13 protein-coding genes are annotated in these 12752 nt (G+C 68.3%); 3 read left to right on the top strand and 10 right to left on the bottom strand.

Annotated elements, in window-relative coordinates:
• Window positions 1-41: 41 nt before the first annotated feature.
• Window positions 42-1058, top strand: a complete 1017-nt coding sequence (locus FIU88_RS10250) for a GlxA family transcriptional regulator (RefSeq protein WP_253742498.1) — start codon at window positions 42-44, stop codon at window positions 1056-1058.
• 4 nt (window positions 1059-1062) lie between these two features.
• On the opposite strand, the gene FIU88_RS10245 is transcribed toward FIU88_RS10250, so the two are convergent.
• The 4 genes from FIU88_RS10245 to FIU88_RS10230 all read right to left on the bottom strand — a co-directional run bounded on the left by FIU88_RS10245 (window position 1063) and on the right by FIU88_RS10230 (window position 5207).
• Window positions 1063-2391, bottom strand: a complete 1329-nt coding sequence (locus FIU88_RS10245) for an MFS transporter (RefSeq protein ID WP_253742496.1) — start codon at window positions 2389-2391, stop codon at window positions 1063-1065.
• Between the two features lie 25 nt (window positions 2392-2416).
• A complete protein-coding gene (locus FIU88_RS10240; RefSeq protein WP_152479152.1) occupies window positions 2417-3643 on the bottom strand; it encodes a TauD/TfdA family dioxygenase in 1227 nt (408 codons plus the stop codon).
• Window positions 3644-3752: 109 nt separating this feature from the next.
• Complete coding sequence (locus FIU88_RS10235) at window positions 3753-4142, bottom strand: Rieske 2Fe-2S domain-containing protein (protein WP_152479151.1); 390 nt, start codon at window positions 4140-4142, stop codon at window positions 3753-3755.
• Window positions 4143-4256: 114 nt separating this feature from the next.
• Window positions 4257-5207 (bottom strand): GlxA family transcriptional regulator, encoded by a 951-nt coding sequence (locus tag FIU88_RS10230; RefSeq protein WP_152479150.1) that lies wholly within the window; start codon window positions 5205-5207, stop codon window positions 4257-4259.
• 157 nt (window positions 5208-5364) lie between these two features.
• On the opposite strand from FIU88_RS10230, the gene FIU88_RS10225 reads away from it, so the two are divergent.
• The gene (locus FIU88_RS10225) at window positions 5365-6327 is read left to right on the top strand and encodes a GlxA family transcriptional regulator (RefSeq protein WP_152479149.1); all 963 of its coding nucleotides are present in this window, start codon (window positions 5365-5367) and stop codon (window positions 6325-6327) included.
• Between the two features lie 9 nt (window positions 6328-6336).
• Here the strand turns inward: FIU88_RS10225 and FIU88_RS10220 are convergent, their stop codons facing one another.
• Together FIU88_RS10220 and FIU88_RS19330 are read right to left on the bottom strand one after the other, a co-directional pair.
• Entirely contained in the window at window positions 6337-7011 is a 675-nt protein-coding gene (locus FIU88_RS10220; RefSeq protein WP_152479148.1) for a Fe2+-dependent dioxygenase, read from the bottom strand.
• A 135-nt stretch (window positions 7012-7146) separates the two neighbouring features.
• Window positions 7147-7668 carry a hypothetical protein gene (locus tag FIU88_RS19330; protein ID WP_216647331.1) on the bottom strand — a complete coding sequence of 174 codons (522 nt, stop codon included), beginning with the start codon at window positions 7666-7668 and terminating at the stop codon, window positions 7147-7149.
• Window positions 7669-7713: 45 nt separating this feature from the next.
• On the opposite strand from FIU88_RS19330, the gene FIU88_RS19190 reads away from it, so the two are divergent.
• Window positions 7714-8310 (top strand): hypothetical protein, encoded by a 597-nt coding sequence (locus FIU88_RS19190; protein ID WP_172977705.1) that lies wholly within the window; start codon window positions 7714-7716, stop codon window positions 8308-8310.
• Between the two features lie 95 nt (window positions 8311-8405).
• On the opposite strand, the gene FIU88_RS10210 is transcribed toward FIU88_RS19190, so the two are convergent.
• From FIU88_RS10210 to FIU88_RS10195, 4 genes are all read right to left on the bottom strand, one after another.
• The gene (locus FIU88_RS10210; RefSeq protein WP_152479147.1) at window positions 8406-10013 is read right to left on the bottom strand and encodes a BCCT family transporter; all 1608 of its coding nucleotides are present in this window, start codon (window positions 10011-10013) and stop codon (window positions 8406-8408) included.
• 316 nt (window positions 10014-10329) lie between these two features.
• Window positions 10330-10794 carry a thioesterase family protein gene (locus FIU88_RS10205; protein ID WP_152479146.1) on the bottom strand — a complete coding sequence of 155 codons (465 nt, stop codon included), beginning with the start codon at window positions 10792-10794 and terminating at the stop codon, window positions 10330-10332.
• Window positions 10794-11747 (bottom strand): L-carnitine dehydrogenase, encoded by a 954-nt coding sequence (locus tag FIU88_RS10200; RefSeq protein ID WP_016855594.1) that lies wholly within the window; start codon window positions 11745-11747, stop codon window positions 10794-10796. Before FIU88_RS10200 ends, FIU88_RS10205 begins: the two co-directional genes overlap by 1 nt.
• Entirely contained in the window at window positions 11744-12652 is a 909-nt protein-coding gene (locus FIU88_RS10195; RefSeq protein WP_152479145.1) for a 3-keto-5-aminohexanoate cleavage protein, read from the bottom strand. Before FIU88_RS10195 ends, FIU88_RS10200 begins: the two co-directional genes overlap by 4 nt.
• Between the last annotated feature and the right edge of the window lie 100 nt (window positions 12653-12752).

Here is a 12752-nt window from a genome sequence, read left to right as displayed (position 1 = left end):
AATTCGCCATAAGGTTAATTTTTTTGGACATGGGCGATGAAATGTCCACGGCCTGGCCCTATCCGCGGCCGGATTCACCGCCGCTGCTGTCACCGGAACAGGCCGAGCAGACCCTGGAGGTCTGGCTGCTGCCCAAGTTCTCGATGCTGACGCTGTTCTGCATGCTCGAGCCGTTGAGGGTGGCCAACCGCTTCGGGCGCGACCTGTTCGCCTGGCGGCTGCGCTCGGTGGATGGCGATGGGGTGGTGGCCAGCAACGGCGTGCGCATCGAGGTGGACGGCCGGCTGGCCGAGGTGCCCGACGATGCCCACCTGATGGTGGTGTCGTCCTACGAGGCGGAGGCCACGGTGATGGCCCAGGATCGCGCGGTACTGCGCCGAGTGGCGGCTCACGGTGGCTGGCTGGGTGGGCTGGATACCGCGCCCTTCATCCTGGCGCGGGCCGGGGTGCTGGAGGGGCACCGGGTGGCACTGCACTGGGAGAGCGTGCCGGCCTTTCGCCGCGACTTTCCGTGGCTTTCGATCAGCCGCAAGCGCTTCGAGTCCGATGCGACGCGTCAGACCGGCGCCGGGGGGACCACCGGTATCGACATGATGCTGGATCGCATCGCCCGGGATTACGGACCGGCGCTGGCCGATGCGGTGAGCCGCCAGCTGGTTCATGATCGCCAGGATGTACCGGCCGATGAGGAGGGAGGGACGTCCGACGCCTTCACGACGGCGCGCTATGCGAATCTGCCGCGCAGCGTGGTGAAGAGCCTGGCGGTGATGGAGGCCAACCTGGCCCAGGCGCTGCCGATCCCCGAGATCTGCCGCCTGGCGGGCCAATCCCAGCGGCAGCTATCGCGGCTGTTTCTGGCCCATTTCGGCGAGACCCCCAAGCAGTGCTATTCCGGCATGCGTCTGGATTGGGCGCAGCGGCTGCTGGCCGGCAGCCACTGCACCGTATCCGAGGCCGCCCTGGCCACCGGTTTTACGCATCCCGCGCATTTTTCCCGGGCCTATCGGGCCCGCTTCGGGGAAGCGCCCAGGGACACGGCGGCCCGAGGCCCGGGCTAAGGGCTCAGTCGGCCGCGTCGTCCGGTGTCGCCTCGGGTGCGGCCTCCACCAGGCCCAGCTCCAGCTGGCTGGGCTCGCTGGCCGCCTCCTCGACCCAGGTGGCGCCCAGCGGTGCGGTGCCGGCGGGCACCGCCACGTAGTGACCGTGTTCCTCGACGCCGGTGGCCGGTTGGCGCACCAGGCAATAACCGCCGAAGACGACGATGACGGCATGTATCAGCGCCAGATCCCACAGGAAGCCATCGGGGCCGATGGCATCCATCAGCAGCCCGGTACTCAGCGGGCCGAGGATGGCGCCGATGCCCAGCGCCAGCACCAGGCTGCTGCTCGCCGCCACCGTCTGAGACGGGGTGAGGGCATCGTTGGCACAGGCCAGCAGCAGTGAGTAGAGGGTCAGGGTGGTGCCGCCGAGCAGCACGCCGAGCAGCGTCAGCGGCAGGGCATGCCCGGGCTCCAGCAGCAGGCCGGCCAGCGACAGCCCGGTGGCGATGGCGGCAACGGCCACGATGATCACCCGGCGGTCGGTCTTGTCCGAGAGCTTGCCCAGTGGCCATTGCAGCAGGGCGCCGCCGAGGATGAAGGCCCCCATGAAGGCGGCGACCTGATCCACCGCCAGGCCGCTGCCGGTGGCGAATACCGCCCCCATGCCGAAGACGCTGCCGTTGGTGATGCCGGTCAGCAGACAGCCCAGTGTCCCCAGCGGTGCCAGCCGATACAAGCGTCGCAGGCTCATGGCCTCGGGGGTGCCGGTGTCCGGCTGGGGGGTGTAGCTGAGCAGGATCGGCACCAGGGCCAGCGACATCAGGATCGACACGATCAAAAACAGCACCATGCCGCCGGGGTCGGCGACATTGAGCAGCAGCTGGCCGCCGCCCATGCCCAGATAGGTGATCACCATGTAGAAGGCCAGCAGGCGTCCGCGCAGGCGATTGCTGGCGTGACCGTTCAACCAGCTCTCGGTGACCACGTAGAGGCCGGCGTAGGCGAAACCGGTGATCAGGCGCATGGCGGCCCAGACCCAGGGATCGATGAACAGCACGTGCACCAGGATGGCCACTGAGGTGATCGAGGCCAGGGCCGCGAACACCCGGATATGGCCGACCTGACGCAGCTTGCGCGGGGTCAGGGTCGAGCCGGCCAGGAAGCCGACAAAGTAGGACGACATCACCAGACCGGTCACGGTATTGCCGAATGCCTCCTCGGCGGCGCGAATGCCGAGCAGGCTGCCTTGCAAGCCGTTGCCCAGCATCAGTAGACCGACGCCGAGCAATAGCGCCCACAGGCTCCATGCGGCCGAGAGGGTGGTTGTGGGCGACGAGTCGTGGGCGCTCAAGAGGCTGGCTCCCGGGTTGTGTGGGTTAGGCGGTTGCGCTGACCCGCCGCTGCCGGCGAGCGCGCTGGACCATGCGGTAGCGGGAGCGGATCTCGTCGCGTTCCACGTAGCAGCCCTGCAGCCAGCGGTGGCCGCTGTCGCCCTCGAAGGCGTCCCGGGCGTGCAGCAGGCGGCGGTTGTCGAAGATCACCAGATCGCCCGGCGCGTAGGTGAAGCGGATGGCGAAGGCCGGGTCGCGCAGCAGCCGCTGCAGGGTCATCAGGGCCTCATAGGCCGGTTCCACGTCCTCGAAGGCGGTCTGCAGCGGGCCGCGCAGGAAGTCGGCGATGCGCACCTCGAGCAGCTCGCCCCGCTCGTCGAGGCGGATCATCGGTTCGAACCAGACGTAGTCGGTGGTCTTGGCGGTATTAGCATAGCACCAGCGCACTCGAGTCAGGGTGGCAAAGGCCTCGGGGTCGCGCTCGCGCAGCGCCTCGGCCACGGCGAAGCCGTCGAGCATCACCGCCTGGCCGCCCTCCACGCTGTTCTCCAGGCAGTGCAGCATCTGCAGGCCCGGCTGGTACTCGCGGGTCGGCAGGTCGACGTGGGGCGGCAGGGCGATGGAGGTATAGGCGTTGGTGTCCGGGTTCGGCTTGGCCTTGACGTTGAACAGGCCGCCGAAGTTGGTGTCGCGGATCGGGCCGATACGCTTGGCGATGGCCGCGAGCGAGTCGGGCTCGGTGGGCGTGTGGCGCAGCCGCACCAGGCCCTTGGCGAGCACTGACTCCAGCGCCGGGGCGAGGATCGCCTCTTCGGCCTCGCTGCCCGGGTCGGTCTCCAGCAGGCCGCTGCCGTCGATGGTGTCGGGGCCTTCGCCGGGTCCCCCCTGCCAGGTGGTGACCGTCACCAGTGGCGCCTCGGGATCGGTGGCGTTGTCGTAGTCGTTGGCGCGCAGCCAGCCCGGATGGAAGCGCAGGCGGCGGTCCTCGGGGGCGAAGGTCACGCACAGGGCGCCGGCGGCGTCGATCTCGGCCTCGACGACCTCCGGCCAGGCCGGCAGCGCAGAGAGGTCCAGGATACGCTCCCGGGTCGCCGGGTTGACGGTGGTCTCGTCGCCCGCGTTCTCGCGCAGCCAGATGCTGTGATAGCGGCTGACGCGACCGTCGCTCCAGCGCACCGTGACCAGGCGCGGCGTGAAGGAGACGGCGTCGAGGTCGGCGTCGATCGGCCAGGCGTCGTAGTCGGGGGTGAGGGGCAGTGTGTCGTCGGTCATGGGGCGTCTCTCGAGCGATGAATGTTGTGCTCAGGATGCCAACACAGCCCCGCTGACTCGCGGCAGGATTCGACACCGGCTGTGCACAATTCGACAGGCAGGCGCCGGGCTAGGCGTTTTCCGACACATTGCCGATGATCAGCCAGTCGTTCTCCAGATGCACCGGGACCGGGTCCAGGGCGCAGCCCGTCCCCAGGCCGCCCACGCCTTCGCCGCTGCGCGTGGCGAAGACGGCGTCGTGGTTGGTGCAGCGCAGCGTCTCGCCATCGTCGCTGAGCAGACGGTCGCCGCGCTGGTCGAGGGGCAGGTACTGGTGCGGGCAGGCGTTGACATAGGCGACCAGGGTGGCGTCGGAGAGGCGCACCACCAGCAGCGGGAAGCGGCCTCGTTCGCTTGCCACGGACAGGCTCAGGTGCCCGTGCTCGGGCAGGTCGACGGCGTGCGCCACGCGGGTGCCCAGGGATGGGGCGCTGCGGTATTGCTGCCAGGCGGCTGTCATGATGGGGGCTTCTCTTGTCACGGCTCATTTGGTTTCAAGTGAAACCGTGTGGGCGTTCGTGTGTCAACGCGGCGAACGTCTTGGGGTGTCGGAGCGGAGTTCGGGTGTCGGGACTCAGCGCCGCTGTCGAAGTTCGCTGGGCGTCATGCCATGCCGCTGGCGGAAGGCGCGGGTGAAGCTGGAGGCGGAGGCGAAGCCGCAGGCCACGGCGACGTCCATCACGCTGTGCCGGGTCTCCCGCAGCAGCCGCCGGGCGTGGTCCAGCCGGCGCGCCAGGTAGGCCCGTTGCGGCGACGTGCCCAGATGACGCGCGAACAGCCGATCCAGCCGCCGCCAGGAGAGGTCGAGCTCGTCGGCCAGTCGACGAATTTCCAGTGGCGCTTCCAGGTTGGCATCCATCAGGCCCAGGGCGCGGTGGAGCGTCGGATCCTCGGGCATGGGGTCACGCTGTCGACTGGCCGGGCGACGCCCCTGGTCGTGCAGCAGCTGGTCGCGGACCTGCTCCGCCAGCGGCAGCCCGTGGCGGCGTTGGATCAGGTCGAGGCTCATGTCGATGGCCGAGCTGCCGCCGGCGCAGGAAAACCCCTCCGGTGTCACCTCGTAGAGCGACTCCACCGCGTCGATGCCTGGAAAGCGGGCACGGAACTCGGGCAGTGATTCCCAATGCAGCGTCACCGTCTGGTCGTCGAGCAGCCCGGCGGTAGCCAGCACGAAGCAGCCCGTGTCCATGCCGCCCAGCCGGCAGCCCGCGGCGGCACGCTCGCGCAGCCAGTCGACCAGCGTCTGGTCGATGGTGGCCTCCGGCTCGAAGCTGGCGCATACCGCCAGGCTGGGGGCGAGCGGTGCATCGGACAGGGCGTGATCGACCGCCAGGGTCATGCCGTTGGAGGCGACCACCGGTTCGCCGTCGCGGCCGATCAGCCGCCATTCGAACAGCGTCTCGCCCTGGATGCGATTGGCGATGCGCAGCGGCTCCACGGCCGAGAAGAACGCCACCATGGCGAAGCGCGGCAGCAGCAGGAAGTCGATCCGCTCCGGGGCGGGGACGTCGGGCGTCAGTCTCATGGGCCTCGTCGCGGCGGCAGAATGGGATCCCCGATTGTAGAGCGCGTGCGGGTCGATGCAATCGCGGTCGTGGCGTGGCCACCGCGGTCGTGGCGGCTTGTGACTCGGAGCCCGGCCGGTCATGATGAGCCAACCTTTCGTTACCCCCTAGATGTCCATGCGTCTCGACTATGCCGGCCCCTTGCCCGAGCCGATCGGGTTCTTGCTGCTGCCCCGTTTCTCGATGATGGCCTTCTTCTCGGCCGTGGAGCCGCTGCGCATCGCCAACCGCATCAGCGGTCGGACGCTGTTCGAATGGCGGCTGATCAGCGAGGACGGTGGTCCGGTCACGGCCTCCAACGGGATGACGCTGCTGGCCGATCAGGACATCGAGGCGCGTTATCATCCCGCGTCGGTGGCGGTCTGCAGCGGTTTCGACCCCGAGCGTTACCTGAGCCGTGGGCTGATGCGCTGGCTGCATCGGCTGGACGGGGCCGGCTGCGCATTGGGCGGCCTCGATACCGGCGGTTTCCTGCTGGCCGCGGCGGGGCTGCTGGAGGGTGAGCGCGTGACCCTTCACTGGGAGAGCCTGCCGGCCTTCCGCGAGCGCTTTCCGGCCATCGAAACCTCCGACGAGCTGTTCGAGGTGGGCAAGCGGCGCTTCTCCTGCGCCGGTGGTGCGGCCGCCATGGACATGGCGCTGGACGTGATCGCCCGGCGCCATGGCCAGCGGCTGGCCATCGACGTGTCCGAGCAGCTGATTCACGAGCGCATGCGTACCCGCCACGACGCCCAGCGGATGACCCAGGCGCGACGCCTGGAGACCCATAGCCCGCGGCTGGCGGAGGCCGTCGATGTGATGGAGCGACACCTGGAGACGCCGCTGACCCTGGACGAGGTGGCGAGACGCAGCGGCGTCTCGCTGCGTCAGCTGCAGCGGCTGTTCGAGCGCGAGCTGGGGCGCTCGCCCCGCGACTGGTACCTAGGCCTCCGGCTGGAGCGTGCCCGCTACCTGCTCGAGGAGACCGACCTCGAGGTGCTGAGCGTAGGCCTGGCCTGTGGCTTCACCTCGGCCTCAAGCTTCGCCCGGGCCTTTCGACAGCACTTCGGTGCCTCGCCGCGTGAGGTGCGGCGAGGCTGAGGCCATGCATCACACCTCCGCCCACATCCGCAGCAGGTTGGCCAGGCTCTTCGACAGCATGTCGAAGGTGCGGGTCTTGCCGTTGGCATCGAACTCCTGGCGGCGGGTGGTATCCAGGTCGAAGAGAATCTCGCGCTGCTGTGGATCGCGGACCTGGCTCTGGGCCCAGCCGACGGCGGCGAGGCGCTCGCCGCGGGTGACCGGCTCGACGCGATGAAGGGTCGAGGAGGGGTAGAGGATCAGTCCGCCGGCCGGCAGCTTGTAGGTCTGCTCGCCCGCCGTGGTGTCCATCAGCAGCTCGCCGCCGTCGTAGCTGTCCGGGTCATTGAGGAACAGCGTGAACGACAGATCGGTGCGCATGGCGCCCTGGGGCGTGGCCATCACCGCGTCGTCGACGTGGTTGCCGTAGGACATGCCCGGCTGGTAGCGGCTGAACATCAGCGGCTTGATGCGTTTCGGGCGTGCGGCCATCTGGAACAGCGAATGGGCCTGGAGCACCCTGGCGATCTCCTGGCGCAGCCCGGCGATATCGGGACGCCGCCCGTCGGCCTGTTCGTTCTGCTTGACCGTGCGCGCGTGCCAGCCGGCCGTCTCGCGCCCGTCGCGGAATTCGCTGTCGGCCAGGGTGGCGCGCACGCGGGTCAGCAGCTCGGAAGGGATGGCCTGGTCGATGCAGAGAATCACGGTCGGAGCTCCGGCGGGTCGAGTGTGTGCGGCGATTATAAACGACTGTGAATCGTTTGCATTGCTCTTGCTGCGGCGGCACTCTATGGCGGTTCGAGTCGGTCCCAGGGCCGTGTGTCCCGGCAATCACAACATTCAAAGGAATCCCGCATGTCTCACAACTCCCGTACCAAGCTTTGGGTTGGCGTCGGTACCACCGTTCTGCTGGGCGCCAGTACCGCCAGCTGGGCCGCGGTCGATGCCTCCGCCGAGTTCACCCAAGGACCCGACGAGCCGATGCTGGCCCACGCCGATCACGGTGGCGAGGGCGGCGAAGGTGGTGAATATGGTCACCATGACGGCGGCGAAGGTGGTGAAGGCGGCGAACATGGTCACCATGACGGCGGCGAAGGTGGCGAAGGTGGCGAAGGTGGCGAAGGTGGCGAATATGGTCACCATGACGGCGGCGAAGGTGGTGAAGGCGGCGAACATGGTCACCACGACGGCGGCGAAGGTGGTGAAGGCGGCGAAGGCGGCGAAGGCGGCGAAGGCGGCGCCGATCCTTATGCGGTCTTCTCTTACCTGAACGCTTCTGCCGGCGGCGAAGGCGGCGAAGGTGGCGAAGGTGGCGAAGGTGGCGAAGGTGGCGAAGGTGGCGAAGGCGGTGAAGCCGGCCATGCCATCGACGTCACCAACCCCGGCGTCTATGCCACCAATCTGGCCATGATGAAAGGCCACCTCACCGTGGCCCGTGAGCTCTATGAGGAAGGTGAGCAGACGGCTGCCCAGCCGCATTTCGGCCATCCCATCCATGAGATCTATGAGCCCATGGAGCCGGCCTTCGAGGCGCGCGGCGTCGATGATGTCGAGCCTGCTCTCGAAGCACTGATCGCCGAGACCCGAGAGGGTGGTGAGTGGGGCAGCCACACCGGGGCCTATGAAGCGGCATTCGATGCCATCGACGGCGCCCTGCAGACGGTGGACACCGACCTGCTCGGCGACGTTCGCTTCCAGAGCCGCGTTCAGCTGGCGCTGCTGCGTCAGGCGATGGCCGAGTACGATGAAGCCATCGGCGAGGACGGCGAGTTCGTCAACGTGCTGGAATACCAGGACAGCTTCGGCTTCGTACAGACCGCCAAGGAACTGCTCGAGCAGCATGCCGATCTGTATGACGATGAGACCCGCGAGACGCTGCTGGACGCCTACGATCAGACGCTGACGGCCTGGCCGTCTGCCGTGGCGCCTGAGACGCCGGTGATGACGCCGGGCGAGCTGTCGGCAAGCCTCTTCCAGCTGGAGGCCACGCTCGGCGAGTACTGAGCCGAGCCCGAGCGGGCACATGCCCTGAGACGAGAGGCCCGATCCGGCATCGCCGGATCGGGCCTCTTGACGTGGTGGCGTTCAACCGTGTCGCGTCACTGGCGTCGAGCCACGGCAGGGCTCTTGCGCGTTTCCCGTACCAGCGAGACCAGCACGCCGGAGGTCATCAGCAGGATCACCACGCTCAGCGGCAGGGCCGCGGCGATCAGCGCGGTCTGCAGCGCCTTGAGGCCCCCGGCCACCAGCAGCACGGCGGCCACCAGGCCGATCGACGTTCCCCAGAAGACCCGGAAACGCTTCGGCGGGTCCTCGTTGCCCAGCGACAGGATGGTGGTCAGCACCAGGGTGCCGGAGTCCGATGAGGTCACGAACCAGCTCATCAGCAGGAACACCATCAGTGCCGACAGCACCCAGCCGAAGGTACCGGTGCCGGCGATGCCGTCGGCGGTGGCGAACAGTGCGGCCGGTAGGTTCCAGGCATTGACCAGCTCGGTGATGCCGGCGCTGCCCGGCCCGCCCGCGGCGGTCAGTTCCTGGTGCAGGGCGTTGCCGCCGAAGATCACCAGCCATACGAAGATGATCAGGGTCGGCACCAGCAGCACGCCGAGCACGAACTCGCGCAGGGTGCGACCGCGGGAGATGCGGGCGATGAAGATGCCGACGAACGGCGCCCAGGCCAGCCACCAGCCCCAGTAGAAGATGGTCCAGCCCTGCTGCCACTGGGCCGTGCCGTCATCGTCGGCGAACCACAGGCCCATGGGGATGAAGTTGAGGGCGTAGTCCAGCACGGTCTCGCCGAAGGTCATCACCAGCCACAGGGTGGGGCCACCGATCAGGAAGGTGCCGACCACGGCCACCGAGATCCAGATGTTCATCTCGGAGATGATCTTGATGCCTCGTTGGACCCCCGAGACCGCCGAGAGCACCGACACCAGGGAGATCACGCCGATCAGCACCAGCTGAGTGTTGAGCCCCGGGTCGAGGCCGACCAGGCGGTCCAGGCCCACGGCCATCTGGCTGACGCCGAGGCCCAGCGAGGTGGCGACACCGAACACGCAACCGAGCACGCCGAGAATGTCCACGATATGGCCGATGGGGCCGAAGATGCGCTCGCCGATGAAGGGATAGAGCGCCGAGCGCAGCGCCAGCGGCAGGCCCTTGCGGTAGGCGAAGTAGGCCAGTGACATGCCGACGATCACGTAGATCGCCCAGCCGTGCAGGCCCCAATGGAAGACCGAGACGCGCAGCGCGTCGATGGCCCGCTCATGGTTCATGGCGGTGGCGCCGGCCATGTCGGCATGGGGGTTGTTCGGGTAGCCGAAGGCGCCGGTGTTGTCGAAGTAGAAGATCGGTTCGGCGACGCCGAAGAACAGGATGCCGATGCCGATGCCGGCCGAGAACAGCATCGAGAACCAGGCGAAGTTGCTGAAGTCGGGGCGGCTGTCGTCGGGGCCCAGGCGGACGCTGCCATGGCGGCTGACGACGATGTAGGCGCAGACCGCCAGCAGTATCACCACGGTGATCAGGTAGTAGCGGCTGAAGGTGGTCTCGATCCAGGTGCGGGTGGCGCCGAACAGGTTGCTGGCCAGCTCCGGCATCACACCGGTGAACAGCACGAAGCCGAGCACCAGCAGTGCGGCGGTGATGGTCATGCCCTTGTGCATGCCACTGAAGAAACCGTCCTGGGACAGCTCGGTGACCATGTAGTCGGTCGAGGTCTCGACCTCGTGGCTGGCACGGCGTGTTGGCGGGGTGGGGGGGGGAGTAGCGATAGCGTCATCCTCTTGAGCCGGGCGTCGGGCCGGCGATCCCAAGGCGGCCCTGGAGGCCGCCAACAGTTATTTGAGCGTGTCGGTGTCCCGGGTAGGGACGCAGCGGGCGAAATGGTAGCAGGTTGTTATTGTCCGATGCCTCCCTGGATGCCGGCCCGGCGGGCCCTAGGTGAAACCCTGGAGGGAGCGCGAGGTGGGCAGGACCGGTGAGTCGTGCCACGCGGTGGCCGCATGGCACGACTCTGGATCAACGTCTCGGTGGCAGCCCGATGCGGCGGCCGGCGGCCTTGGGCCAGTCCTCGCGACTGGCCGGCTGCGGCAGCGCGGCGATGCGCTCGGCGACGGCCGCCGGGCAGGGCGACGGGCGACAGCCGCTGATGCCCATCGCCATCAGCATCTGCTCGCTGGTGGCGACGGTGTTGCCCTCGGCGTCGCTCAGCGTGAACAGCACGTGCTGGCGCTTGGCGTCGTGGTCCAGCAGCAGCACCTCGACCGTCAGTGCCTGGCCCTCGTGTGCCTCGGCCCGGTAGCAGAGGTGCGTCTCCAGGGTGTAGATGGTCAGGTCGTGAGCCTCGCGACCCGCGCCGTCCAGCCCGATGTGAGCCATCAGCGCTTCGACCCCCATCGAGAAGGCGCGGGCGTACTCGGCGTCGTTCATGTGGCCGTTGTAGTCGACCCACTCGTTAGGCACCGTGAGCTCGAGCAGCTGCATCAGATGCGGCCCTCCAGGCCCTCGGCTTCCGGCCAGTACTTGCGGGTCAGGGCCAGCAACTCGACCAGGAAGTCGTCGCGGCGGCGGTCCAGCTCGGCGACCGGGCGACCGGCGGCCTGGAATTCGCAGCCCTCGACGACCTTGTCGATCAGCTCGTCGGTGAGCTCCGGGGCCTCGAGCTTGGTCCACGGCAGCTTCAGCGCCGGGCCGAACTGCTCGAGCATGTGGCGCATGCCCTGCTCGCCGCCGGCCAGGTGGAAGGTCAGGAAGGTGCCCATCAGCGACCAGCGCAGACCACAGCCATAGACCACGGCGGCGTCGATCTCCTCGGTGGTGGCGACGCCGTCGTTGACCAGGTGCAGGGCCTCGCGCCACAGCGCCTCCATCAGGCGGTCGGCGATGTGTCCCTCGATCTCGCGACGCACGATCAGCGGGCGCATGGCCAGGCGCTGATAGTCGTCACGGGCACCTTCCAGCAGCGCCGGCGAGGTGTGCTCGCCCCCCACCAGCTCGACCAGCGGCAGCAGATAGACCGGATTGAAGGGGTGGGCGACGATCACACGGCCCGGGGCCTTCCGGCAGTCCTGTTGCAGGTCGGTCGGCTTGAAGCCGGAAGTCGAGGAGCCGATCACCACGTGCGCCTCGGCGGCGGCATCGATGGCGGCCAGGATCTCCTGCTTGAGCGGCAGACGCTCCGGCACGTTTTCCTGGATCAGGTCGGCGCCGGCGACGGCTTCCTCGAGGCTCGGCGCGAAGCGCAGGCGCTCTTGTGAGGCGCCCTCGGCCAGGCCGTCCTTCTCGAGCGATGCCCAGGCGTTGTCGACGAAGGCGCGGGTGCGGGTCTCGGCGCCCTCGGCCGGGTCGAAGGCGACCACGTCCCAGCCGTTGGCGAGCGCGCGGGCGATCCAGCCGTTGCCGATGACGCCGGTACCGATGATAGAGAGCTGGCTCATGCGTCACCTCCGGCGATCTGACCGGTCTTGGGGTCGCGCAGCTTGAGGTGGGCGCGGGTCTCGGCCGGGGTCATGACGCGACCGCCGAGATTGTCGATGATGCCGGTGGCCTTCTCGACCAGGCTGGCATTGGTGGCCGGCACGCCCTTGCTCAGGTAGAGGTTGTCCTCCAGACCGACGCGCACGTGGCCGCCGAGCAGCATCGCCTGGGCGACCATCGGCATCTGATGGCGGCCGATGCCGAAGGCGGCCCAGTTGGCGTTCTCCGGCAGCTTGTTGCGCATCGCCAGCATGGTCTCGGTGTCCGCCTCGGCGCCCCAGGGGATGCCCAGGCACAGCTGGAACAGCGGGTCGCCGTCGAGCAGGCCTTCCTGCTGCAGCTGGCGGGCGAACCAGACGTGGCCCAGGTCGAAGCACTCGAGCTCGGGCTTGACGCCGGCGGCCTGCACCAGGCGGGCATGCTCGCGCAGCCAGTCGGCGGTGTTGACGTAGACCATGTCGCCGAAGTTGAGGCTGCCGCAATCCAGGGTGCACAGCTCCGGCAGCAGCTCGCCCACCGGGGCGTGACGCTCGGCCGGGGTCTGGATGTCGGTGCCCGGGCCGCCGCGGGTCGGGTCCGTGGCATCCGGGATCCAGTCGCCGCCGCCGCCGGCGGTGATGTTCATGACGATGTCGGTATCCGCCTCGCGTACCCGATCCATCACTTCGCGGAAGTGCTCGGTGGAGTGGCTGATGCCTCCGGTCTCGGGGTCGCGCACGTGGATATGAGCGACGCTGGCGCCGGCCTTGGCGGCGGCGATGCAGTCGTCGGCGATCTGCTTGGGCGTGACCGGAACGTTGGGGTTCTTGTCGGCGGTGTCGCCGGCGCCGGTGATGGCGCAGGTCATGATGACATTGCGGTTCATGGGGACCTCCTTGCGTGAACTGCAGGGAGTGTCCGTCATGGCGCCGGGAGTAAGTTGACGCTAGGCGACATTGAGTTAACGAAAGTCGCCCGAGTGGTGG

Origin of the sequence: Halomonas sp. THAF12, assembly GCF_009363675.1 — a bacterium.
GTDB lineage: Bacteria > Pseudomonadota > Gammaproteobacteria > Pseudomonadales > Halomonadaceae > Halomonas > Halomonas smyrnensis.
This window is presented reverse-complemented; position numbering and strand designations above follow the sequence as displayed.

Coding starts and splice junctions, on each gene's coding strand:
- FIU88_RS10210 (WP_152479147.1), bottom strand. CDS start 10,013: ATGGTCACCGAGCTGTCCCAGGACGGTTTCTTCAGTGGCATGCACAAG.
- FIU88_RS19330 (WP_216647331.1), bottom strand. CDS start 7,668: ATGGCCGGCTTCACCGCCTTCGCCACCTTCGCCACCTTCGCCACCTTC.
- FIU88_RS10240 (WP_152479152.1), bottom strand. CDS start 3,643: ATGACCGACGACACACTGCCCCTCACCCCCGACTACGACGCCTGGCCG.
- FIU88_RS10235 (WP_152479151.1), bottom strand. CDS start 4,142: ATGACAGCCGCCTGGCAGCAATACCGCAGCGCCCCATCCCTGGGCACC.
- FIU88_RS10200 (WP_016855594.1), bottom strand. CDS start 11,747: ATGAGCCAGCTCTCTATCATCGGTACCGGCGTCATCGGCAACGGCTGG.
- FIU88_RS10230 (WP_152479150.1), bottom strand. CDS start 5,207: ATGAGACTGACGCCCGACGTCCCCGCCCCGGAGCGGATCGACTTCCTG.
- FIU88_RS10225 (WP_152479149.1), top strand. CDS start 5,365: ATGCGTCTCGACTATGCCGGCCCCTTGCCCGAGCCGATCGGGTTCTTG.
- FIU88_RS19190 (WP_172977705.1), top strand. CDS start 7,714: ATGATGAAAGGCCACCTCACCGTGGCCCGTGAGCTCTATGAGGAAGGT.
- FIU88_RS10205 (WP_152479146.1), bottom strand. CDS start 10,794: ATGCAGCTGCTCGAGCTCACGGTGCCTAACGAGTGGGTCGACTACAAC.
- FIU88_RS10195 (WP_152479145.1), bottom strand. CDS start 12,652: ATGAACCGCAATGTCATCATGACCTGCGCCATCACCGGCGCCGGCGAC.
- FIU88_RS10250 (WP_253742498.1), top strand. CDS start 42: ATGTCCACGGCCTGGCCCTATCCGCGGCCGGATTCACCGCCGCTGCTG.